This is a genomic window from Arthrobacter pascens (assembly GCF_030816475.1).
GTDB lineage: Bacteria > Actinomycetota > Actinomycetes > Actinomycetales > Micrococcaceae > Arthrobacter > Arthrobacter pascens_B.
In genome coordinates, this window is record NZ_JAUSXF010000001.1 from 3,051,620 (window position 1) to 3,073,404 (window position 21,785).

The following is a 21,785-nucleotide window of genomic DNA, read 5'->3' on the forward strand; positions in this document are numbered from 1 at the left end:
ATGACTGCGCTGACGTCCTTCTGGCCCTTCTTCGACCTCACCCTGACCACCCCCAGGCTGGTGCTCAAGCCCGTTGCGGATGATCACATCGGGGCCGCAGTGGCAGCAGCCCGGAGCGGCATACACGAGCCCGGAAAGAGCCCCTTCAGCACACCTTGGACGGAACAGCCCGCGGAGGCCCTCGGGCCTAACATGGCCCGCTGGTACTGGCGCTGCCGGGCCGAGTTTACGCCGGAGTCCTGGACGCTGCTCCTGGGCATCTGGCATGACGGCGAGTTCATCGGGTGCCAGGATGTGGGAGCCAGGGACTTCGCCGCCCTGAAGACCGTCTCGACAGGCTCCTGGCTCAAGCAGTCAGTCCAAGGCCTGGGATTCGGCAAGGAGATGCGCGCCGCCGTCGTTCTGTATGCCTTTGACTGGCTCAAAGCTGAGGTTGCAGAGTCAGAAGCGGCGACGTGGAACGCCGCATCCCTTGGCGTGTCCCGTTCTCTGGGCTACGAGCTGAACGGCGTCACCAGAACAACCTGGGGCGACAGGGTCGAGCACGTCCAAAAGATCCGGGTCACTCCTGAAACTTTCAAGCGTCCCGACTGGACCCTCAAAGTAGAAGGCCACGAAGCCGCGGCCAGCTTCCTCGGGGTCAGCTAGAGCGTTGCCGGAGAAGGGCCGTGGCCCGACGAACGGAACCACGGCCCTCCCGACCCCAACCTGCCGGGTTAGTACATCTAGACTTCGGCGCCTTCGAGCAGTTCCGTCACCAGGGCGGCGATGGGTGAGCGTTCGGAGCGGGTCAGGGTGATATGGCCGAAAAGCGGATGTCCCTTCAGGGTTTCGACGACGGCGGCGATCCCGTCGTGCCGTCCGACGCGCAGGTTGTCGCGCTGGGCGACGTCGTGCGTGAGGATGATCTTGGAGTTCTGGCCGATACGGCTCATCACGGTGAGGAGCACGTTCTTCTCCAGGGACTGGGCTTCGTCCACGATCACGAAGGCGTCGTGCAGAGAGCGTCCGCGGATGTGGGTCAGCGGCATGACTTCGAGCATGCCGCGATCCATCACCTCTTCAACGACTTCCTGGCTCACCAGGGCACCGAGGGTATCGAACACGGCCTGCGCCCAGGGGTTCATTTTCTCGGATTCGGAGCCGGGCAGGTAGCCGAGTTCCTGGCCGCCAACGGCGTAGAGGGGGCGGAACACGATCACTTTCCGGTGTTCGCGGCGCTCCAGGACAGCTTCAAGTCCCGCACACAACGCCAGGGCGGACTTGCCGGTTCCGGCCCGGCCGCCGATGGACACGATTCCGACGGCGGGATCCATCAGCATGTCGATGGCCAGCCGCTGCTCGGCGGAGCGTCCATGCAGTCCGAACACGTCACGGTCGCCCTTGACCAGCCGGACCTGCTTGTCCGATCCAACCCGGCCCAGGGCTGATCCCCTGTTGGACAGGAGCACCAGGCCTGTGTTCACGGGCAGCTCCGCGGCCGCCGGGATGAATACGGGCTCGTGGCCATACAGGGTGGAGATCTCATCCTCGCTGGCCTCCACCTCCGCCATCCCTGTCCAGCCCGAGTCCTTCACGAGCTCGTTGCGGTACTCGTCGGCGGTGAGTCCCATGGCGGACGCCTTGACCCGCATCGGCAGGTCCTTGGAGACAACGGTGACATTGCGGCCTTCGTTGGCGAGGTTCTTGGCCACTGCCAGGATCCTGCTGTCGTTGTCCCCGCTCCGGAACCCCAGCGGGAGCACTTCCGCGGAAATATGGTTCATCTCCACAACAAGGGTGCCACCGTCGTCCCCGATAGGAATGGGCCGGTTGAGTCCGCCGTGTTTGACCCTGAGGTCATCGAGGAGCCGGAGTGCTTTGCGCGCAAAGTATCCCAGCTCCGGATCATGGCGTTTTGCCTCCAGCTCGCTGATGACAACGATCGGAACGATAACGTCGTGCTCGGCGAAATGCAGGAGCGCCCGCGGATCCGAGAGCAGGACCGAGGTGTCAATGACGAAGCTGTGTATGGTTGCTTCCCGTCCAGAGACAGCAAAACCGGCCGCGCCTTGTTCAGGTGCCGGACCGGTCTTTGAGGTAGCTCGCGTGGCGCGAGAGGTAGCTTTCTGTCCCTCGTCCACAACGACCTCGGGCAGTTGTTCAGAAATAGCCACATCGACTCCAGCCCCGGGCGCACCCGGATTTGTTATTGGTGAGGCGGCTCGGCCTGGAGGCCGAAGTCGGCCTCCCATACAACCGGTGCGAAACTTCGCTCCATGTACTGGCCTCCCCGATCAGCCGGCGGTTTTGCCTGCTGATGGTTACAACGTAAATCCACGGCCGGTAATTTCCAATTCCCTCGCCCGGCGATTCCTGTTGCGGCCTTGTGAATTCGGCGTGAACGGACTTAGAGGGCGTGAACCGACTATGGAAGCCACGGCTCAGGCGCCGAAGCGCCGCTGCCTGCCGGCGTAGTCCCGCAGCGCCCGGAGGAAATCCACTTTGCGGAAGGCCGGCCAGAGTGCTTCGCAGAAATAGAACTCGCTGTAGGCGCTCTGCCACATGAGGAAGCCGGAGAGCCGCTGCTCCCCCGAGGTCCTGATCACGAGGTCGGGATCCGGCTGGCCCCTGGTGTACAGGAAGCGGGAAATGTCATCAACTGACAGATTGTCCGCCAGCACGCCGATGTCCGTTTCTTTCGCAACGGCGTCATGGAGCAGCTCCCGGACGGCGTCCACGATCTCGCGCCGTCCACCGTAGCCGACGGCAACATTGACATGGATCTTCTCCCGAACCGGGGTGCGGGCGGTGAGCTTGTTGAGCCTCTCAGCCAGGTAGTCGGGCAGCAGTTCCGGGGCGCCCATGGCATGGACGGAAATATTCGCGTCGTCGTCCAGCCGGTCCAGGGTGTTTGCGATAATCCCCATCAGCAGGTCGAGTTCCTCACTGGACCTGTTCATGTTGTCAGTGGACAGCATGTACAGGGTGACCACCTTGACGCCGAGCTCCTGGCACCAGCCGAGGAATTCATGGATCTTGTCGGCGCCAGCCTGGTGGCCCTGGCTCGTGGGCGCATTGAACTGCTTGGCCCAGCGGCGGTTGCCGTCCACCATCACACCGATGTGCCTGGGGATGCGGTCTCCGGCGAGGCCCTTGAGCAGCCGGCGCTCATAGAAGCCGTAGAGGAACCCGGGCAATTCCACGCGGACACTCACCTGACTTCCTTGCTGAACGACGGCATTGCACATCCTAGGCTACCGTCCGGAGTCGTACGGCTGCGTCACGGAACCGGCCATGGAACGAAGTCACAGGGCACAGCAATACTACTGACCAGTAACTTACTCGAACGTAGGATATTCTGGATCCATGACCGGCGAGACGCCCGAAGGCCCCAGAAGCGAAGCGGAGACCGGGCAGGGGGCAGTTGATGAAGCCGCGGTCCGGCTGGCTGAACTCCTAATGATCAAACCCAAATGGCGGGGGTGGATCCATACCGTGACGGCCCCACTGGCACTCATTGCGGGGATCGTCCTGGTCCTCCTTGCTCCCACGGCAGACCGCAAGATCACCTCAGCAGTTTATGCCGCCACCGGTGTACTGCTTTTCGGTATCAGCGCCGTCTACCACCGGGGCAACTGGTCCCCCGGGGTGAAGATGGTCCTCAAACGCCTGGACCATACCAACATCATGCTGGTCATCGCGGGCAGCTACACGCCCCTGGCCTGGACGCTGCTCCAGCGGCCCAATGCCGTTTTGCTGCTCTGGATCATCTGGTCCGGAGCGATTCTGGGAGTCCTGTTCCGGCTGCTGTGGACAGGTGCCCCGCGCTGGCTTTATGTGCCCATCTACATAGCCCTTGGCTGCGGTTCGCTGTTCTACCTCCCCGAATTCTTTGCGGCGAGTGTTCCTGCCGCCATCCTGATCTGCGTGGGCGGCGTCCTCTACATTACCGGCGCCGTTTTCTACGCCCTCAGGAAGCCCAACTTCAGCTACCGGCATTTCGGTTTCCACGAACTGTTCCACGCCCTGACGGTCCTTGCCTTCGGCGCGCATTTCACCGCGATTTCCATAGCCGTTCTCGGCTGACAATGGGCCCGCCCGGCACCCGACGGCTTAGCCGGTCATGGCCCCAAGCCGATCCCGGAGATCAGCCAGGGTGCCCACGGGAAGATCACACACCATGTTCCTGCACAAGTACACCAGCGGGCGTCCACCAGGCCCCGCGGACCTCCCCCTGAGCAGGGGCACGCGGTTGTCCCCTGAGGGCGCGTCCGACGGCGGCACTGAAGTATCGCCGTCGTCCTCCACAGCGATCACCAGCCCGGGGCTGGGCGAGTTGAGCAGTTCACGGTGCAGGGCAGTCCTTTCAGGGCTGTCAGGGCCGACGACGGCGGCCTCCACTGGTCCCGCCAGGGCAGCCTGGGCGACGGCCAGCAGCCAGCCCGCCGCACGGGGTGCCCTGCCGGCAACGGCGGGCAGCAGCGCCAGGATATTGGCGGCCATTGCCCGGTGTTCTGCCGAGCCGGAGAGGGCCGCGTAGCCAAGGAGAACCCCCGAGAAGGCGGCGGCACCGCTCGGAGTGGCATTGTCAAAGGGATCCAGGCCTGACTCGCCGCCCTGGGCAGAGCGGACCTGGCCCGAACCACCGGACGTGTCCGCCAGCCGGCCCGCCATGACGAACCGGCGGCATGCCGCCTGAACGAGCTGTTCGCCGAACTCATACCATCGGGTCCTGCCGGTCACGGCGTAGACGGCGAGCATCCCCTCCGCGCAGAACGCGTAGTCCTCCAGGAGGCCCTCTATCCCCCTTGCCGTCCCTGCATGTGAGACGCGGACCAGCACCGGCAAAGCGTCATCACCTGCACCGGAATTCGCCCTGCCGGCGGGTTGCCAGTGGACCCGTTCCAGGTAGGCGGCGATGGAGCCGGCTGCGGCGATGAAGTCCCCGCGTTCCAAAACCGCCCCTGCTTCAGCGAGCGCCGCGACGGCCAACCCGTTCCAGCCAGCCACGATCTTTTCATCCCGGGCCGGCTGCGGGCGCTCCCGGCGAGCCGCCAGCAACGCCGGACGAGCCTGGGTCCAGAGCTCGGCCTCATCGCTGTTCAATGCCCTTGCCGGGTGCAGTGGCGAGCCATAGCCGGACACGGTTCCTTCCGGGCCGACGTTCATCATCCCGGCAACAGCGGCCCCGGCATCCGCGCCCAGAACCTCCTGGAGCGCCGGGATGGTCCACAAGTAAGTGGCACCCTCGTGATGTTCGCCGTCCACCACCGAATCGGCGTCCAAAGACGACGCAAGCGCGTCGGGGCCGTCCGCGCCGTCCGGCCCGCGGTTAGTGTCCGGACCAGCCAGGCCCAAAGACCCAAGCAGCCACTCCGCGGTGCGGGCCGCCACCTCCGCCGCCTCGGCCGCCGGAAAGGCGTCATTTCCGCCGAGCCGCACCCAGTGAACGTAGACACGCAGTAACTGGGCATTGTCGTACAGCATCTTCTCGAAGTGCGGAACAGACCAGTCAGCCGTGACGGAGTACCGGGCAAAACCGCCATCCGCCTGGTCAAACAGCGCGGAACGCGCCATCGCCGCCAGCGTCCGTCCTGCCATATCGCGAGCCAGGCCGGCAGTGCCTGAATCCTTGCCCGAATCCGAACCGTCGGCGGCCGCGTGCCGGATGAGGAATTCCAGCACCGCAGACGGCGGGAATTTGGGGGCACCGCCGAACCCGCCGTCGGTCGGGTCTTCTGAACGCGCCAGGGACTGCACGGCCAGCGGCAGGAGGCCCGAATCCACGAGGGGCGCGGGTCCGTCCACCGTGACGGCCGCGGCAAGCTGCGCTTCGCCCATGCTTTGCGCCAGCGCACGGGCGTTCTGCTCGACGGCTGCACGGCGTTCCTGCCACGCCTCCGTCACGGCCTCAAGGACCTGCCGGAAGGATGGCCTGCCGGGCATCGGCCGTGGCGGGAAATACGTGCCGGCGTGGAAGGCGCGGCCGTCCGGGGTGAGGAACACGGACATCGGCCAGCCGCCCTCTCCGCTGATGGCCTGGGTGGCGGCCATGTACACGGCATCGACGTCCGGCCGTTCTTCCCTGTCCACCTTGACGGGCACGAAATGGGCGTTCAGGTAGTCTGCGGTGTCCTGGTCTTCAAATGATTCGTGCGCCATGACGTGGCACCAGTGACAGGCGGCGTAGCCGATCGAAAGGAACACCGGGACGTCACGCGCGGAGGCGGCGGCGAATGCGGCATCGCCGAACGGCCGCCAGTGCACGGGATTCCCGGCGTGCTGGCGGAGGTAGGCGGAAGGCTCCTGCGCCAACAGGTTCCGCGCCCCGAGGTCCTGCCCTTCGGATCCGTGGTCACCGGACCCGCCTGCGGCAGCCGTCTCAGGCCTGGGTGCGTCCCGCATCGCCGTTTGATTCATGCCGGGAAGGTTCAGCCTGGCCGTAGGTTTGACCGTAGTCCTGGGCGGAGCCGGCTGCGTCCTCGGCCTCGGTGTCTGCCGCCGCAGCCGCCATGCGTTCCTCCTCCACCTGGGCCCGGTAACGGACCCGCCGGATTCGGCGCACCATGTCGACAATCAGCAAGGTGGTGGCGAGAACAAAGAAGGCGGTCATGATGAATCCCCACAACCCGGGCGTGATCTGATCCTCGGACATCCCGTCACGCAGTGCGGGCGTGGGCAGGGGCGACGGCGTGGTGGCCAAAGACAGGAGCAAGTGATGCACGGTTCAAACCTTCTGTGGAAAACGATGGCAGCCGGCCGTTGATTCCGGGCACGGGCCAGAGTCCCGGCTCATCTTCTACGCGGCATAGAAATTGCCTGCTGTATCTATCTTATCCCCGCGAAAAGGTCCTTCTCCGGCAGCTGGGCGGGCACCCTTGACTGGATCAGGGAGTAGTCCTCCCACGGCCAGGCACGGCGCTGCATGTCGGGCGAGACGGCAAAGAAGAACCCCAGCGGGTCGACCTGGGTCCGGTGTTCGCGCAAGGCATCATCGCGGACTTCAAAGTAGTCACCGCAATCCACCTGGGTGGTGGTGGGGTGGACGGCAGGCGGCGGCGTATGACCCTCGGCATCTGTCTCCAGCCAGGCCGCGAGCCTCTCCGCGTAAGGCGACTGCAATCCCGCTTCTTCAAGGGCAAAGTGGAGTGCCCGGAAACGCTCGGGGCTGAAAGCCCGGTCGTAGTAGAGCTTGCTGGGCTCCCACGCATCACCCGTCCCGGGATAACGGCCCGGATCCCCCGCCGCCTCGAACGCCTCCACGGCAACCCGGTGCGCCATGATGTGGTCCGGGTGCGGATAGCCCCCGTTTTCGTCGTAGCTGATCAACACATGCGGCCTGAAGCGTCGGACCAGCCGAACCAGTGGCGCCGCGGCGCGCGCCAGCGGCTGAGTAGCAAAGGAGCCGGTGGGCAGGGGAGGGAGCGGATCACCCTCGGGCAGCCCGGAGTCAACAAAGCCGATCCAGCGCTGCTTGATGCCCAACACCTTGGCAGCCCGGTCCATCTCCAGCCGCCGGGCGCCTGCCATGTCGCGCTTGGGATGCGGCTCCCCCTCCACTGCAGGGTTCTGGATACCGCCCCTGGATCCGTCAGTGCAGGTAGCCACCATGACGTCCACGCCGGCGGCGGCATACATGGCCATCGTGGCGGCGCCCTTGCTCGACTCATCATCAGGATGCGCGTGAACGGCGAGCAGCCGGAGCGGGGCCGAGGGTGTGCTGGACGCTGTCATCGGGGACGGCTCCTCTTTTCTTATGTAGCAGCCCGGCGGCTACGGCCGGGCGGTCATGTAAGGCTATGGCATCGGGCGGGTCAGGCATTCCGCAGCCCGGAGAACCGACTCCCGGATCCGCACTAAACTGAATTGGTGACTTCCCAGGATCAGCCGGCCGTTTCCCCACCAGCAAGCACTAGCCTAGCCAATCGATATGGCGGCCAAAAGCGCCGGCTGTCCCGCAAGGCCAAGCGGGCCATCGGAATTACAGCCGTTGCCGCCGGAATAGGCATCATGGCCTGGATTTCCACCTCTCCTGGCTCCAGTGGCGTGACCTCCAAGGACATCGGCTTCAGCGTTACGGACGCCACCCGGACGGAAGTCGACTTCCAGGTGACCCGGGAGCCGGGCACGGCAGTCAGGTGCGCCGTCAAGGCCCTGGACTCCAAGTTCGCCGTCGTCGGCTGGAAAGTGGTGGAGATCCCGGCCGGAGAGAAGGACGGTACGGCGGACAACGGCCGCACTGTCTCCCAGCGCGTTGCCCTTCACACGGAGTCACTTCCCGTCTCGGGGCTGGTGGACAGCTGCTGGGTTCCGGGCGGCAAATGAAGAGGAAAATGTGATCTGCACCGCTTGCCGGTTGGGTTAATCCATAGGATTGACTACAATAGATCAATACCTTTACCCCGCTGAGCTGGTTGCTGAGTTCCACAAGTGGCCACCGTGGCGGGGTCTTTTGCTGTATGACCCACAAGAGGAGAAGTCCGTGTCTACCACCAACAGCGCGCCTGCAGCCTGGCTCACCCAGGAAGCTTTTGACCGCCTGAAGGCAGAGCTGGACCACCTTTCCGGCGCTGGCCGGGCGGAGATTGTCCAGAAGATTGAAGCTGCCCGCCAGGAAGGCGACCTCAAGGAAAACGGCGGCTACCACGCTGCCAAGGAAGAACAGGGCAAGATCGAGGCCCGGATCCGCCAACTGACTGCCCTGCTGCGGGATGCCCATGTGGGTGAAGCCCCCGCCGACGACGGAATTGTAGAACCCGGCATGATCGTCGTGGCCAGGATCGCCGGGGATGAAGAAACCTTCCTGCTTGGATCCCGTGAAATCGCAGGGGACTCCGACCTTAATGTCTTCAGCGAAAAATCCCCGCTCGGTGCCGCGATCGTCGGCCACAAAGAGGGCGAAAAACTAAGCTACACGGCGCCCAACGGCAAGGACATCACGGTGGAGATCCTCTCCGCCAAGCCCTACGCCGCCTAGTGGCCCAGCCATAACCGACACACCGGCCGCCCGTCAGGGGCGGCCGGTGTTTCCGTTTCGGCGGCCGAGCAGCATCGCGGCTGCAACGCCGCCCAGGGCGCCGCCCAGGTGTGCCTGCCAGGAAATGTACCCCGCCACAACGGGCAGCACGCCCAGGAGGATGCTGCCGTACACCATGAACAGCAGGATCGACAGCAGGATCTGCCCCCAGCTGCGGTTGAAGAATCCCCTCACCAGGAGGAAGGCGAACAACCCGAAAACGAGCCCGGAGGCGCCAACTGTGATGCCGCCGTCGCCGATCAGCCAGACCGTGATCCCGGAGCCCAGCCAGCTCAATGCCAACGCGGTCAGGAACACCCTGAGCCCGGACAGGAACACCAGGAACCCGAAAATGATCAGCGGAAAAGTGTTGGACAGCAGGTGGTTGAGGCTCGCATGGAGCAGCGGAAACGTGAAAATATCCAGCAGCCCGTCAGGGCTGCGCGGCCGGAGGCCGAAGGTCCTGTTCAGGGCGTGCAAGGTCAGCATGTTCACGACCTCGATCGCCAACAGCATCACGGCGAATCCACCCACCACCAGCAGGCCGCCCTTGGCCCGCGAGGCAGTTGTTGCCCGGCTTCTTGGACTCCCGTCCCCCATGGCGTCAAGCATGTGTGCTCCTAGTGGACCACGATGGGCTGGAAGCCCTCGGCCCGGAGGGCACTAAGGACCTGCTCACAGTGCTGGTGGCCCTTGGTTTCGAGGTTCACGGTGATGGAGACGTCGCCCATGCTGATGGAACCGCCCACACGGGTGTGGTCCAGGCCCGTCACGTTCGCATCGTTTTCGGCGATGATGCGGGCGATCGTTGCCAGTGATCCGGGACGGTCGTCGAGCATCATCCGTACCGTCATGTAGCGGCCGGCGGCGGACAGGCCGCGCTGGATGACCTTGAGCATGAGCATCGGATCGATGTTGCCGCCGGAAAGGATCACGGCTGTGGTGCCGGGATTTTCGATGGTGCCGTCCATCAGTGCGGCCACTCCTACTGCGCCGGCAGGTTCCACCACCAGCTTTGCCCGTTCCAGCAGGAAGATCAGGGCGCGTGCCAGGGAATCCTCGCTGACGGTCACCACGTCGTCCACGAGTTCCCGGATGATGCTGAACGGCAGTTGCCCGGGACGGCCGACGGCGATGCCGTCCGCCATGGTGGACACCCTCTTCAGCGGGACCAGGGCATCAGCGGCCAGCGACGGCGGATAGGCGGCGGCGTTCTCCGCCTGAACCCCGATGATCCGGATTTCCCGTCCCAGTTCCCTGGCCCTTGCCTTGACCGCGACAGCAACCCCCGCCAGCAGCCCGCCGCCGCCAACGCCCATCAGGATGGTGTCCACGTTGGGGATCTGTTCCAGAATCTCAAGGCCTACTGTGCCTTGGCCTGCCACGACGTCCACATTGTCGAACGGGTGGACAAAGACCGTTCCCGATTCGTTGGCATAACGCTGCGCCTCCGCAAGCGCCTCGTCAACGTTGTGTCCGTGGAGGATCACCTCGGCGCCGTGGCTGCGCGTCGCGGCCAGCTTGGGGAGGGCGACCCCCATGGGCATGTAGATGCGCGCTTTGATGCCAAGGCTCTTCGCGGCGACGGCCACACCCTGGGCATGGTTCCCGGCGGAGGCAGCGACGACACCGCGTTTTTTCTCCTCGGGGGAAAGCCTTGCCATCCGGACGTAGGCCCCGCGTACCTTGAACGATCCGGCCCGCTGCAGGTTTTCGCATTTGAAGTAGACGTCGCCGCCGACCAATCCGCCCAGCGCCCGCGATGATTCCACCGGTGTCCGCGCAATAATTCCCTCGAGCAGCTTCTGCGCCTCCAGGACATCGTCCAGCGTGACGGGAAGGGTTTCAAGGATGTTCACGGACTATTCTCCTTTGGCGGATTCGGCTCCGGCGCCCGGTCCCGCAGATCCGGTCTGGGCATCCGGATTGGATGCATTTGTGCTGGGCGCGGCGCCCTTGCCTCGCCAGTATTTGACGCGGGGCAGGCTGACCTCCTTGAAGGTGTCGTCTTCGCCCGCGCCGACTGTCACCGCCACTCCGGGGGCTGCCAGCACTTGTTCATGTTCCCACGTTCTGCCGGCGATGTAGCGAATCGCCGAGTTTGCTACGGCGAGGATGGGCACCGAGAACAGGGCCCCGGGGATTCCAGCCAGGTAGGAGCCCGCCGCTACGGTAAGGATCACCGCCACCGGATGCAGTGCTACTGCTTTGCCCATCACCAGCGGCTGGAGGATGTGGCTCTCCAACTGCTGGACCAGCAGGACGATGCCAAGCATGATGAGGGCGTTGACCGGCCCGTTGGCCACGAGGGCCAGGAGGACGGCGACGGCACCCGTCACCAGGGCACCCACCACCGGGATAAACGAGCCGATGAACACGAGCACGCTCAGGGGCAGGGCCAGGGGAACCCCGATGATGGCGGCGCCGACGCCGATGCCCACCGCATCGACAAAGGCGACAAACATCTGGATCCGGGCATAGCTGACCATGGAGGTCCATCCACGGCGGCCGGCGCCAAAGGTCGCTGCACGGGCATTCCTGGGGAGCAGCCGGACCAGGAAAGCCCAGATCCTGTCGCCTTCCAGGAGGAAGAAAATCAGGATGAAAAGGGCGAGCACAAGGCCCGCCGCAAAGTGCCCGGCAGTGCTGCCGAAGGACAACGCACCGCTGAGGATACTGCTGCTGTTGTTCTGCAGGGCGGCGGTGGCTTCCCTGAGGTATTGATCCATCTGATCGGCGGTCACGTGCAGCGGGCCGTCCGCCAGCCAATCCTGGACCTGCTCCACGCCAACCAGGGCTTCGGTCCACAGTTCCCCGAATCCCGAAACCAGCTGCCGGCCCACCAGGGCAAGGGAGCCCGCGATCAGGCCGATGAAGCCCAGCACGGTGATCGCTACGGCTGCCCCGTTGGGCAGCCCGCGGCTCCGCAGCCAGCCCGCCACGGGATTCAGGAGCCCGGCCAGCAATGCCGCCACCATGACAGGGATAATCAGGAAGCTGACCCTGCTCAGCAGCCAGATCAACCCGCCGCCCACCACCAGGATCAGTCCCAGCCGCCATGCCCAGGCCGCGGCGATCCGAACGCCATAAGGGATGTCCCCGTCAAGTTCCCGGTCTCCCATGGCCCGCAACGTCGGGGCCTCTTCTGCCGCCACGGCAGTGTCAGCGGCACGGGCGGCCGCGGCTGCTGTCTCGGCATGCGGATTGGTGGCAGTCGGATTCGATGCAGCCGGGTTGGATGCAGCGGGGTTCGATGCAAGCGGGTTCGGTGCAATGCGGTTCTGTAGTGTGGCGTCGTCAGCTGGCGTCATAGCCTAATACTTCCCCAGCAGCGGCCTTATGGGAAACCGCTACCCGCCGTCTGCCAGGGCGGCCTTGATCCCCCAGGACATGGTGAAGGAGTCCCCCGGCTCAAGCCAGCGGAGCCCGTCACCCGAATTAAAGGCGTTGGCAGGTCCGGTCATCGGTTCTATAGCCACAGCGCGGGTCCTGCCCGGAAATTCCGTGGTGACAAACACGTGCACAAACGTGCAGGCCTCGTCCTGCCACAGAGTGACCGCCCTGCCATCCGGAGCCGTCAGCGTATGGCGGGCCACCCCGCCGTCGAACCCGATGTCCGTCAGGGCGACGTCGACGGCGAGGCCTCCAACCCGCCGGCCTCCGCGCAGGTCAGTATCCCCACTGACGGCTTCCGCGCTGCGCGGGATAAGCCGGTTGTCCGCCACCAGCCGTGTCTCAGCAGCCACAGTCAACGTCAGCTCGTCCATGTCGACGTCCCCCAGCCTCAGATACGGGTGCGCGCCCAGGACGAACGGCGCCCTCGCCTGCGAATCGTTGATCAGCGTCTGCGTGACCACCAGGCCCAGGTCCTCGGCGAGGGAATACTGAACGCGGTGCCGGAGCAGGAAGGGGTAGCCGTGCTGCGGGAAGACGGTCGCCTCAAGGGTCACAGAGTAGGGGGACTCGTCGATGAGCGCGTAGGCGCTGTTCCGCAGGAGTCCATGACTGGCGTTGTTTCTCGAGACTTCCGTGATGTCCAGCTGCTGCTTCCTGCCGTCCAGATACCAGACCCCGTCCTCCACCCTGTTCGCCCAGGGCGCCAGGGTAATACCGGAAGCCCCTGGTGGAATATCCGCATCCCCGTAGGTCTCGGTGAGGAGTACCCCGGAACGGCTGTAGAGCCGAAGGCCTGCCGCGAGCTCGGTGACCACAGCGAGGGCGTCACCGCGTCGGATTTCGTGCTGCCGCCCTGTGGCATAGGTCCCGGGTCCCCCGGAACGGTCCGCGGCCGGGTCTGAGCTGGAAGTCATGGGCACCACCGTACAGGGCCGGGGGCCGTGCAGCCATCACGTCTCCCTGTTGTCTTTTGTTTGAATCTATTCTTTTCTGAGCGCAATATGTAACAATTGGAAGACGTGATGACATCCGAGGAGGAATCCATGCTGGCAGCACAGCGGCAGCACCTGATCCTCCAGGAGGTCCAGGCCCAGGGGACGGTCCGGGTGGCTGTCCTCGCCGGGCTCTTCGAGGTCTCCGAGATGACCATTCGCCGGGACATCGATGCGCTGGATGCCAGCGGCCTGGTGCTTCGGGTCCACGGCGGGGCCGTGCGCACGGACAGCCTCAGTGCGCTGGAGCCTGCTTTCGCGAGCAAGTCCGCCCGGCAGCTCGCAGCCAAGGCCGCTATTGCGGCCGAGGCAGCGCTCCTGGTGGAACCCGGAATGACCCTGCTCATCTCCGGCGGCACCACCACCTTTGAACTTGCCAGGATCCTCCCCCGGAACCTGGGCCTCACCGTCGCCACGAACTCAATCATGGTGGCCAATTCACTGGCCGGCAGTTCCGCGGACCACGACGGCGGCATCCGGACGCTGATTCTGGGCGGGGAACGCACTCCCTCCGAAGCCCTGGTCGGCCCGTTGGCAGCCGGTGCTGTCAGGACGGTGGATGCCGACCTGTGCTTCATGGGCGTCCACGGCATGGATCCCCAGGCCGGGATCACCTCTCCGAACCTGCTCGAAGCCGAACTCAACGCCGCCATGATCGAAGCTTCCCGGAAACTCATCGTGCTGGCCGACGCCACCAAATACGGGGTCGTGGGCCTGGCGGGAATCTGTGCCCTCTCCGCCATCGACACTCTGATCACCGACACGGGCATCACGGAGCTCCCGGCAGGTTTCCTGGCGGCCCTCCGTGAAGCCATCCCAGACGTTCGCGTCGCTGCGGTCCCGGCAGGCCGGGACGGGCCAACCGAACAACCCACCATCACTGCCAGCCCGCCGGAAGCCGAGCAGCTTCCCGTACCAGTATCCAAAGGACAAAAACCATGACGGGTATCACCAGCACCAGACTTGCCGACGGCAGGGAGCTGATCTATTTCGACGATGCGGAATCGCCCAAGCCCCGTACCGCCGAAACAACGACTGACCACCGGGACCTCCCGGAACGCGGAGAGCCCGGAGAAGTGCGGTTCGATGCGCTGACTGACGAGTGGGTGGCGGTGGCAGCACACCGGCAGACCAGAACGCACCTGCCTCCCGCGGACCAGTGCCCCATCTGCCCCACGACGGCGAACAATCCATCGGAGATTCCCGCGCCCGACTACGACGTCGTGGTGTTTGAAAACCGCTTCCCGTCCCTCGGCCCTGCCCTGGGCAGCGTACCCGCGGATCCTGCCTGGGGCACCACCGGTCCCGCTTACGGACGCTGTGAAGTGGTGTCCTTCACCCCCGAGCACACGGGATCGTTCAGTGGACTGAGCGAAGCCAGGGCCCGGACCGTGGTGGAAGCCTGGTCCCAGCGCACCGAAGCCCTGAGCGCACTGGCGGGCATCAAGCAGGTGTTCCCGTTCGAAAACCGCGGGGCCGACATCGGGGTCACCCTCCACCACCCGCACGGGCAGATCTACGCCTACCCCTATGTGACGCCGCGGGCCGGCGTCCTGGGCGCGGCTGCGCGGAGGTTCTACGATCAGGCGGACGGCCGGCAGACGCTCACGGGTTCGTTGCTGGCTGCCGAACGGAACGACGGAGGCAGGATGGTGATGGAAGGCGAAAATTTCAGCGCCTACGTGCCCTTCGCCGCGCGCTGGCCGCTGGAAATCCATCTGGTGCCGCACCGCCAGGTTCCCGACCTCGCGGCCCTGAGCGGGGAGGAGAAAGACGAGCTCGCCCATGTCTACCTTGACCTGCTCAAACGGCTTGATGCCCTGTACCCGACGCCGACGCCATACATTTCGGCGTGGCACCAGGCCCCACTCGACGACGTCCTGCGGCCGGCGAGCTACCTCCACCTCCAGCTGACGTCGCCGCGCCGGGCGGCCGACAAGCTCAAGTTCCTTGCCGGTTCCGAGGCCGCCATGGGCGCCTTCATCAATGACACCACTCCGGAAAGCGTGGCCGAACGCCTCCGCGCCGTTGTGGTCCCGCCTTCCACACCCTCCCCTGCCGCCGCCCCGGCGGCCGTACCCGAAGGAGCACGCGCGTGAGTGCCGCACCCGACCCGCTGACCGCTCCCGTTGCCGCCGGGCTCGCCGGCCGCTTTGAGCGTGAATTCGGCCACGCCCCCGACGGCGTGTGGCAGGCGCCCGGGCGCGTCAACCTGATCGGCGAACACACGGACTACAACGAGGGCTTTGTGCTTCCGTTTGCCATCGACAAGACGGCCCGGGTGGCTATCGCTGTCCGTCCGGACTCCACCGTGAGGTTGCTGTCAACGTACGGCGACCAGGGAGTCTTCAGCACCGACCTCGGCGCCCTGGACCCGGCAGCCGCCAAAGGCTGGACCAAGTATCCGCTCGGCGTCATCTGGGCCCTCCAGCAGCGTGGAATCACGGTTCCCGGCCTGGACCTGCTCCTGGATTCCAGCGTCCCCCTGGGCGCCGGGCTGTCCTCCTCCCATGCGATCGAATGCGCTGTAGTATCGGCCTTGAATGAGCTGACTGGAGCCGGCCTGGAGCCCGAGGCCATGGTGCTGGCCACCCAGCAGGCGGAAAACGACTTCGTGGGCGCCCCCACCGGCATCATGGACCAGTCGGCATCCCTTCGCGGGGCCAAGGGCCACGCAGTATTCCTCGACTGCCGGGACCAGAGCGTGCGCCTGGTGCCTTTTGAGGCTGAGCCTGCCGGGCTGGTAATGCTGGTGATCGACACCAAGGTTTCGCACTCGCATGCCGATGGCGGCTATGCATCGCGTCGGGCAGCCTGTGAACTTGGCGCAGAGATTCTTGGTGTCAAGGCCCTCCGTGATGTCGAGATAAACGACCTTGGAGAAGCCAGCGGACTCTTGGATGAGGAGACGTTCCGGCGGGTTCGCCACGTAGTCACCGAAAACGACCGCGTGATCCGGACGGTGGACCTGCTGGCAAGCAAAGGTCCCGGGTCCATCGGTGCGTTGCTCGACGCGAGCCACGCCTCCATGCGGGACGACTTCGAGATTTCCTGCCCGGAGCTTGACCTCGCTGTTGACACTTCCCGCGCCAACGGAGCCATTGGCGCCCGGATGACCGGCGGAGGTTTTGGCGGCTCGGCCATCGCGCTTACTCCGGCGGCGGCAGAGCAACAGGTGCGAACCGCCGTCGAACGCGCTTTCGCCGAAGCCGGCTTCACGGCACCGGACATTTTCACGGTGACCCCGGCCGCCGGAGCCATGCGGATCTCCTAGGACCGTCCTTTTCAGGACAGCACACAGCGCGAGAGGACCCCCGCCAGCAGGAACTGCAGCTGGCGGGGGTCCTCTCCCGTTGTTGGTAAGAGCCTTCGGAAAATACGACGGCTGCAGGGGCCGGGTGCTAGTCGTCGCCGCGGAGGATGGCCAGCAGGCGGATGATCTCCACGTACAGCCAGACCAGCGTCACGGTAAGGCCGAATGCCGCTGTCCAGGAGAAGCGCTGGGGCGCCCCGCTCCGGACGCCTGCCTCGATGCTCGTGAAGTCCATGATCAGCGAGAAGGCTGCCAGGCCGATGGCCAGGACTCCGATGAACACACCCAGCGGGATGCCGAAGATGATAACGCCGCTGCGGAGCCCGAACGGTGAATCCACGGCGCCTGTCAACATCAGGACCATGTTGACCAGGGCGAAGACCGCGTAGCCGATCGTTGCGATCATGAAGAACCGCATGGCCTTGGGAGTCGCCCGGACCTTGCCGTTCTTGAACAGCAGAAGCGTGACGCCGAAGACGGACAGAGTGCCGATGACGGCCTGCAGCCCGACCCCCGGGTAGAGGGCATCAAGGAAACGGGTGAGGCCGCCGAGGAAAAGCCCCTCCAGTCCCGCGTAGGTGAGGATCAAGGCCGGGGACGGCTGCTTCTTGAAGGTGTTGACCAGTGCCAGCACGAAGCCGCCCAGGGCGCCGACAACCATCAGCAACATGGCCAGGCTTTGGCCGACGAACAGGGTCACCGCTGCGCCGGCAACCAGGACGCCCAGGCACGCCGCAGTCTTGACGATGACGTCGTCGAACGTCATCCGGCCGGTATCGGCAGGGCCCGCCGCCGGCTGGGTGTACATCTGCTGCAGTTGCTCGTTCGTCATGTTCTGCTGCTGCGGCCCGCCCCCCTGGGCATAAGGCTGCTGGCCATAGGGCTGGCCGTAAGGCTGCTGGCCGTAGGGAGCCTGCGGGACAGGCGGTGCCTGCGTGGCGCCACGGAAATTCTTTCCGTTGAAGATCGGGTTGCCGCCAAGTGCCATTGCGGGTGTCCTCCATATAAAGGGCTGGATACTGAACTTATGGTTCACGTTACCAATTTCCACGTCCAGCCACGGCTGAAAGTTCCCTCTCCTGGAGTCGCAACCCAACTGTGACATGGTGTTTTACGGCTAGCCCACGCCCAGGTAGGCCTCCTTGATAGCCGGGTTGGCCATCAGTTCCTTTCCCGTTCCGCTGTGCGTGATTTCACCGGTTTCCAGAACAAAGGCCCGGTGCGCTCCTGCCAGGGCCTGGTTGGCATTCTGTTCGACCATCAGGACGGTGGTGCCCTGGTTGTTGATCTCCTTGATGATCTTGAAGATCTGGCGGATAAACTGTGGCGCCAGGCCCATCGACGGTTCATCCAGGAGCAGCAGCTTCGGGTTGGACATCAGCGCCCTGCCGATGGCGAGCATCTGCTGCTCCCCGCCGGACATGGTGCCGCCATACTGCTTCTCCCGTTCCTTCAGCCGTGGGAAGAGATCGAACACGCGTTCCAAGTCCCGGGGAACGCCGTTCCTGTCCTTGCGGCCGAAAGTTCCCATGTCCAGGTTCTCCAGGACAGTCATGCCGGGGAAGATCCCGCGCCCTTCCGGAGCCTGCGAGATGCCATGGACCACCCGGATGTGGGCCTTCATTTTCGTGATGTCTTGCCCGGCGAAGGTGATCTTACCAGTCGAGCAGTTGAGTAGCCCGGAGATCGTCTTCATCGTGGTTGTCTTGCCGGCCCCGTTAGCGCCGATAAGTGAAACGACCTCGCCCTCGTTGACAGTGAAGGACATGTTCCGGATGGCCTGGATCCGGCCGTAATGGACTGATACGCCTTCGAGTTCAAGCAATGTCATCTTCGGGCTCCCCCAGGTAGGCCGCGATCACGCGCGGGTCTTCACGGATTTCGCGCGGCAGCCCGTCCGCGATTTTCTTGCCAAACTCCAGGACGACGATCCGGTCGGTCACACCCATGACCAGCTTCATGTCGTGCTCGATCAGCAGCACGGTATAGCCCTCATCCCGGATAGTGCGGATGAGAGCCATCAGCTCTTCCTTTTCAGCCGGATTGAACCCTGCCGCCGGCTCGTCCAGGCACAGCACCTTCGGGTCCGTCGCCAGGGCGCGGGCAATCTCCAGGCGGCGCTGGTAGCCGTAGGGCAGGTGCCGGGAGAGGAAGTGTGCATGGTCAGCGATGCCCACGAAGTCCAACAAGGCCATTCCTCGCACAATGGCCGATTTTTCCTCCCGGGTATGCGTCGGCAGCCGCAGCAACGCTCCGCCCACACTGGTACGGTGCCGGGCGTCAAGGCCCACCACGACGTTCTCAAGAGCCGTCATCTCGCCAAAAAGCCGGATGTTCTGGAATGTGCGCGAAAGTCCAAGCCTGGTGATTTTGTGTTGCTTCAGTCCGTTGAGGGACTGACTCTCCAGTACCACTTTTCCGCTAGTGGGTTTGTACACCCCGGTCATGGCGTTGAAGCACGTGGTTTTGCCCGCGCCGTTCGGTCCGATCAGGCCAAGGATTTCGCCCCGCTTGATGTTGAAGCTGACGTTGTCCAAGGCGACGAGGCCGCCGAACTTGATGGTCAGGTTTTGCACTTCGACAATGTTGTCCCCCACCTTTACCGCAATATCGCGGTCCGGGGCCACTTTCTCGGCCAGCTCCAGGTCAACCCCGGCTTCCGCCAGTGCTTCGACGTCGATTTCAGCCGGTTGAGCAGCCTGGCTGGCCGTCTCTGTGCCCGAATTAACAGGCGCTGCGCCGTCGGTGGTCATGCCTGTGCTCCCTTCTCATGGCCCAGTCCGGAGCGGCCGGCCGGCGGCACGTCGCCGCCCGCGAGCCCGCTGGAGTCCTTCTTGGCAACCTTGTTATAGGCGGTACGCCCGTAGGCCAGCAGCCGCTGGCGAGCGGGCAGCAGGCCCTGGGACCGGAAAATCATGATCAGCACAAGCGCGATGCCGAAAATGAGGTACTTGTACTCAGCAATGGCCGTGAAGCGCAGCGGGATGTAACTGACCAGTGCTCCGCCGACGATGGCTCCGACCTTGTTGCCGGCGCCTCCCAGCACCACGGCCGCGAGGAACAGGATCGAGGTGGTGACGTCGAATTTCTGGTTGTTCACAAAGCCCACCTGCCCGGCGAACAATGCCCCCGACATGCCCCCGATGGCTGCTCCGATGGCGAAGGCCCAGACCTTGTACTTGAAGGTGGGAACGCCCATGATTTCGGCGGCATCCTCATCCTCCCTGATGGCAATCCATGCCCGCCCCACGCGGCTCCGCTCAAGGTTGCCCACGAGGAGGGTGATGACGATGATGATGGTCAGCGTGAGCCAGTACCACGGCACCCCATTGGAATTCGAGAAGATGGGAGCACCGTCCGGCTCTGTACCCGGCGGGTGGCCCACGTTCTGGAAACCCACCTGGCCCTTCATGGCGGGGATGATCGTGGCGAGGATGCGGACAATTTCACCGAAGCCAAGAGTCACGATGGCCAGATAGTCGCCGCGCAGGCGCAAGGTGGGAACACCCAGCACCACGCCGAAGAACATGGTGATCGCCATCGCTACGGGGATTGTCCACAGGTAGGGAATGTGCAGGAACGGGGAGTCCGGGCTTGTCAGCATCGCCGCGCAATAGGAGCCCACGGCGAAGAATGCCACGTAGCCAAGGTCCAGCAGCCCGGCATACCCCACCACCACGTTCAGCCCGACGGCAATGAGCGCGAAGCGGGCCATGTCGAAGCAGGCGAGGGCGAAGTTGTTACCGGGCTCCGTGGTGATAATCGGCGGGTTGATCAGCGGCAGCAGGTAGGCCAGGACCACGACGACGATGAGGAAGGCCCATTGCTGCTGGCGCGGCAGGGCGTTCCAGCGTTCACCGAGGGAACCGAAGATGCCGTGGCCTCGTTTTTCCGGGGTGACGCTGGTGCCGGGCCCCGCGGACTTGGCCTCGCGCTCCTCGGCAGCTTGCTCCGTGGCCGCCTCCGGAAGTGGCGTGGGTCCATCGACCATGCTCATGCTTTGCTCCTTCCAAGGGAGGTGCCCAGGATACCCTGCGGACGAAGCAGGAGGACCAGGACCAGGATGACGAAGGCGACGACGTCGGTCCACTGCGAGTTGCCCAGGAGGATCTGCCCGTAGTTGCCGATGAGGCCGAGCAGCAGTCCGCCTAGGAGCGCGCCGCGCACGTTGCCGATACCGCCAAGTACCGCCGCCGCAAACGCCTTGATCCCCAGCACGAAGCCGCCGCTGTACTGGACGCCGGAAGGAATCTTCATGACGTAGAACAATGCGGCGGCTCCTGCCAGCACACCGCCGATCACGAAGGTGGTGATGATAATCCGCTCTTTGTTCACGCCCATCAGCGTGGCAGTGTCCGGATCCTGGGCGACGGCACGGATGCCACGGCCGGTGCGGGACTTGCTGATGAACCGCTCCGTGGCCACCATCATGATGATGGCCGCGATGACGATCACCACCTGTTGCGAGTCAACGATGGTACCGAAAACGTCGAAGATCGCCAGCGGGCGGAACATGGTGATGGCGACTTCGGGGCTCGGCCCGCGCACGAGGTAAATGATGTACTGGATGGTGAAGGATGCACCGATGGCGGTGATCAGGAAGACCAGTCGCGGTGCATTGCGCCGCCGCAAGGGTTTATAGGCCACACGCTCCAGCAGGAAAGCTGTTGCAGCGGACGCCACCATGGCGAGTACCAGCGCCAGTATGAGGTTGAGGATGATCGCCGTTAGCCCCAGCCGCGGCACTGACGGGCCGAATCCCAATGAGGTCAAGGTGAACACCACGGCATAACAGCCGACGATGAAGACCTCGGAGTGGGCAAAGTTGATGAGGTTGAGGACACCGTAGACGAGGGTGTACCCCAGGGCCACCAGCGCGTAGATGGCTCCGAACGTCAACCCGTCAAAGGTTGCGCTCCAGAAATTCTGCATGAGGGACGGTATGTCGAAGGAAATCCAGTCGTTTTCCATCGGAGGCAAGGGGACAAGCAGGGGAAGCATTGGCACATCCTGATCCAGTCGGGCCCGTCAGTTGGGGGCGGTGCCGACACTCGGTACTTTGATGCTCTGTCGATTTTTGGTGCTC

21 protein-coding genes are annotated in these 21,785 nt (G+C 64.5%); 7 read left to right on the forward strand and 14 right to left on the reverse strand.

All coding sequences use genetic code 11. The annotated features are described in order from the left end of the window. Window positions 1–648 carry a GNAT family N-acetyltransferase gene (locus QFZ40_RS13940; protein WP_306905110.1) on the forward strand — a complete coding sequence of 216 codons (648 nt, stop codon included), beginning with the start codon at window positions 1–3 and terminating at the stop codon, window positions 646–648. A gap of 77 nt (window positions 649–725) precedes the next feature. On the opposite strand, the gene QFZ40_RS13945 is transcribed toward QFZ40_RS13940, so the two are convergent. After that, window positions 726–2,156, reverse strand: coding sequence for a PhoH family protein (locus QFZ40_RS13945; RefSeq protein WP_306905112.1), 1,431 nt, complete (start codon window positions 2,154–2,156; stop codon window positions 726–728). Between the two features lie 267 nt (window positions 2,157–2,423). Beyond that, the gene (locus QFZ40_RS13950; RefSeq protein WP_373427435.1) at window positions 2,424–3,230 is read right to left on the reverse strand and encodes an isoprenyl transferase; all 807 of its coding nucleotides are present in this window, start codon (window positions 3,228–3,230) and stop codon (window positions 2,424–2,426) included. 196 nt (window positions 3,231–3,426) lie between these two features. Between QFZ40_RS13950 and trhA the strand changes: the two genes are divergently transcribed. Further along, complete coding sequence (gene trhA, locus QFZ40_RS13955) at window positions 3,427–4,068, forward strand: PAQR family membrane homeostasis protein TrhA (protein ID WP_306906928.1); 642 nt, start codon at window positions 3,427–3,429, stop codon at window positions 4,066–4,068. Window positions 4,069–4,095: 27 nt separating this feature from the next. Here trhA and QFZ40_RS13960 read toward each other — a convergent pair whose 3' ends face one another. The 3 genes from QFZ40_RS13960 to mca form a co-directional block, all read right to left on the reverse strand. After that, complete coding sequence (locus QFZ40_RS13960) at window positions 4,096–6,402, reverse strand: thioredoxin domain-containing protein (protein ID WP_306905113.1); 2,307 nt, start codon at window positions 6,400–6,402, stop codon at window positions 4,096–4,098. After that, window positions 6,365–6,706 (reverse strand): hypothetical protein, encoded by a 342-nt coding sequence (locus QFZ40_RS13965; protein ID WP_306905115.1) that lies wholly within the window; start codon window positions 6,704–6,706, stop codon window positions 6,365–6,367. The genes QFZ40_RS13960 and QFZ40_RS13965 overlap by 38 nt, the downstream gene beginning before the upstream one ends. Before the next feature lie 104 nt (window positions 6,707–6,810). Next, window positions 6,811–7,716, reverse strand: coding sequence for a mycothiol conjugate amidase Mca (gene mca / locus QFZ40_RS13970; protein ID WP_306905116.1), 906 nt, complete (start codon window positions 7,714–7,716; stop codon window positions 6,811–6,813). Window positions 7,717–7,851: 135 nt separating this feature from the next. On the opposite strand from mca, the gene QFZ40_RS13975 reads away from it, so the two are divergent. Further along, window positions 7,852–8,307, forward strand: coding sequence for a DUF4307 domain-containing protein (locus QFZ40_RS13975; protein ID WP_306905118.1), 456 nt, complete (start codon window positions 7,852–7,854; stop codon window positions 8,305–8,307). 157 nt (window positions 8,308–8,464) lie between these two features. Then, window positions 8,465–8,959 (forward strand): transcription elongation factor GreA, encoded by a 495-nt coding sequence (gene greA / locus QFZ40_RS13980; RefSeq protein ID WP_306905120.1) that lies wholly within the window; start codon window positions 8,465–8,467, stop codon window positions 8,957–8,959. Between the two features lie 33 nt (window positions 8,960–8,992). Here the strand turns inward: greA and QFZ40_RS13985 are convergent, their stop codons facing one another. From QFZ40_RS13985 to QFZ40_RS14000, 4 genes are all read right to left on the reverse strand, one after another. Continuing rightward, complete coding sequence (locus QFZ40_RS13985) at window positions 8,993–9,610, reverse strand: rhomboid family intramembrane serine protease (protein WP_306905122.1); 618 nt, start codon at window positions 9,608–9,610, stop codon at window positions 8,993–8,995. Between the two features lie 8 nt (window positions 9,611–9,618). Further along, window positions 9,619–10,857, reverse strand: a complete 1,239-nt coding sequence (gene ilvA / locus QFZ40_RS13990) for a threonine ammonia-lyase (protein ID WP_306905123.1) — start codon at window positions 10,855–10,857, stop codon at window positions 9,619–9,621. 3 nt (window positions 10,858–10,860) lie between these two features. After that, window positions 10,861–12,120, reverse strand: a complete 1,260-nt coding sequence (locus QFZ40_RS13995) for an AI-2E family transporter (RefSeq protein WP_306906929.1) — start codon at window positions 12,118–12,120, stop codon at window positions 10,861–10,863. Window positions 12,121–12,348: 228 nt separating this feature from the next. After that, window positions 12,349–13,308, reverse strand: a complete 960-nt coding sequence (locus tag QFZ40_RS14000) for an aldose 1-epimerase family protein (protein ID WP_306905124.1) — start codon at window positions 13,306–13,308, stop codon at window positions 12,349–12,351. Between the two features lie 108 nt (window positions 13,309–13,416). Between QFZ40_RS14000 and QFZ40_RS14005 the strand changes: the two genes are divergently transcribed. Genes QFZ40_RS14005 through galK form a run of 3 tightly spaced genes read left to right on the forward strand, consistent with a single transcriptional unit; the run spans window position 13,417 to window position 16,660 of the window. Further along, window positions 13,417–14,328 carry a DeoR/GlpR family DNA-binding transcription regulator gene (locus tag QFZ40_RS14005; RefSeq protein WP_306905125.1) on the forward strand — a complete coding sequence of 304 codons (912 nt, stop codon included), beginning with the start codon at window positions 13,417–13,419 and terminating at the stop codon, window positions 14,326–14,328. Further along, window positions 14,325–15,485: a galactose-1-phosphate uridylyltransferase gene (gene galT, locus QFZ40_RS14010; protein WP_306905126.1), complete on the forward strand. Its 1,161-nt coding sequence runs from the start codon at window positions 14,325–14,327 to the stop codon at window positions 15,483–15,485. The genes QFZ40_RS14005 and galT overlap by 4 nt, the downstream gene beginning before the upstream one ends. Beyond that, window positions 15,482–16,660 carry a galactokinase gene (galK, locus tag QFZ40_RS14015; RefSeq protein WP_306905129.1) on the forward strand — a complete coding sequence of 393 codons (1,179 nt, stop codon included), beginning with the start codon at window positions 15,482–15,484 and terminating at the stop codon, window positions 16,658–16,660. The genes galT and galK overlap by 4 nt, the downstream gene beginning before the upstream one ends. Window positions 16,661–16,787: 127 nt before the next feature. On the opposite strand, the gene QFZ40_RS14020 is transcribed toward galK, so the two are convergent. The 5 genes from QFZ40_RS14020 to QFZ40_RS14040 form a co-directional block, all read right to left on the reverse strand. Beyond that, entirely contained in the window at window positions 16,788–17,687 is a 900-nt protein-coding gene (locus QFZ40_RS14020) for a Bax inhibitor-1/YccA family protein (RefSeq protein ID WP_306905130.1), read from the reverse strand. Window positions 17,688–17,816: 129 nt separating this feature from the next. Beyond that, complete coding sequence (locus QFZ40_RS14025; protein WP_306905131.1) at window positions 17,817–18,530, reverse strand: ABC transporter ATP-binding protein; 714 nt, start codon at window positions 18,528–18,530, stop codon at window positions 17,817–17,819. Continuing rightward, window positions 18,517–19,452, reverse strand: a complete 936-nt coding sequence (locus tag QFZ40_RS14030) for an ABC transporter ATP-binding protein (RefSeq protein WP_306905133.1) — start codon at window positions 19,450–19,452, stop codon at window positions 18,517–18,519. The genes QFZ40_RS14025 and QFZ40_RS14030 overlap by 14 nt, the downstream gene beginning before the upstream one ends. Next, a complete protein-coding gene (locus QFZ40_RS14035) occupies window positions 19,449–20,696 on the reverse strand; it encodes a branched-chain amino acid ABC transporter permease (protein WP_306905135.1) in 1,248 nt (415 codons plus the stop codon). Before QFZ40_RS14035 ends, QFZ40_RS14030 begins: the two co-directional genes overlap by 4 nt. Beyond that, window positions 20,693–21,700, reverse strand: coding sequence for a branched-chain amino acid ABC transporter permease (locus QFZ40_RS14040; protein ID WP_306905137.1), 1,008 nt, complete (start codon window positions 21,698–21,700; stop codon window positions 20,693–20,695). Before QFZ40_RS14040 ends, QFZ40_RS14035 begins: the two co-directional genes overlap by 4 nt. Between the last annotated feature and the right edge of the window lie 85 nt (window positions 21,701–21,785).

What these genes read in the sequence shown, in the direction of transcription:
- QFZ40_RS13940 (WP_306905110.1), top strand. Translation starts at nt 1, where the DNA reads ATGACTGCGCTGACGTCCTTCTGGCCCTTCTTCGACCTCACCCTGACC.
- QFZ40_RS13950 (WP_373427435.1), bottom strand. Translation starts at nt 3,230, where the DNA reads ATGTGCAATGCCGTCGTTCAGCAAGGAAGTCAGGTGAGTGTCCGCGTG.
- QFZ40_RS13960 (WP_306905113.1), bottom strand. Translation starts at nt 6,402, where the DNA reads ATGAATCAAACGGCGATGCGGGACGCACCCAGGCCTGAGACGGCTGCC.
- mca (WP_306905116.1), bottom strand. Translation starts at nt 7,716, where the DNA reads ATGACAGCGTCCAGCACACCCTCGGCCCCGCTCCGGCTGCTCGCCGTT.
- QFZ40_RS13985 (WP_306905122.1), bottom strand. Translation starts at nt 9,610, where the DNA reads ATGCTTGACGCCATGGGGGACGGGAGTCCAAGAAGCCGGGCAACAACT.
- QFZ40_RS13995 (WP_306906929.1), bottom strand. Translation starts at nt 12,120, where the DNA reads ATGGGAGACCGGGAACTTGACGGGGACATCCCTTATGGCGTTCGGATC.
- QFZ40_RS14000 (WP_306905124.1), bottom strand. Translation starts at nt 13,308, where the DNA reads ATGACTTCCAGCTCAGACCCGGCCGCGGACCGTTCCGGGGGACCCGGG.
- QFZ40_RS14005 (WP_306905125.1), top strand. Translation starts at nt 13,417, where the DNA reads ATGACATCCGAGGAGGAATCCATGCTGGCAGCACAGCGGCAGCACCTG.
- galT (WP_306905126.1), top strand. Translation starts at nt 14,325, where the DNA reads ATGACGGGTATCACCAGCACCAGACTTGCCGACGGCAGGGAGCTGATC.
- QFZ40_RS14020 (WP_306905130.1), bottom strand. Translation starts at nt 17,687, where the DNA reads ATGGCACTTGGCGGCAACCCGATCTTCAACGGAAAGAATTTCCGTGGC.
- QFZ40_RS14025 (WP_306905131.1), bottom strand. Translation starts at nt 18,530, where the DNA reads ATGACATTGCTTGAACTCGAAGGCGTATCAGTCCATTACGGCCGGATC.
- QFZ40_RS14030 (WP_306905133.1), bottom strand. Translation starts at nt 19,452, where the DNA reads ATGACCACCGACGGCGCAGCGCCTGTTAATTCGGGCACAGAGACGGCC.
- QFZ40_RS14035 (WP_306905135.1), bottom strand. Translation starts at nt 20,696, where the DNA reads ATGAGCATGGTCGATGGACCCACGCCACTTCCGGAGGCGGCCACGGAG.
- QFZ40_RS14040 (WP_306905137.1), bottom strand. Translation starts at nt 21,700, where the DNA reads ATGCTTCCCCTGCTTGTCCCCTTGCCTCCGATGGAAAACGACTGGATT.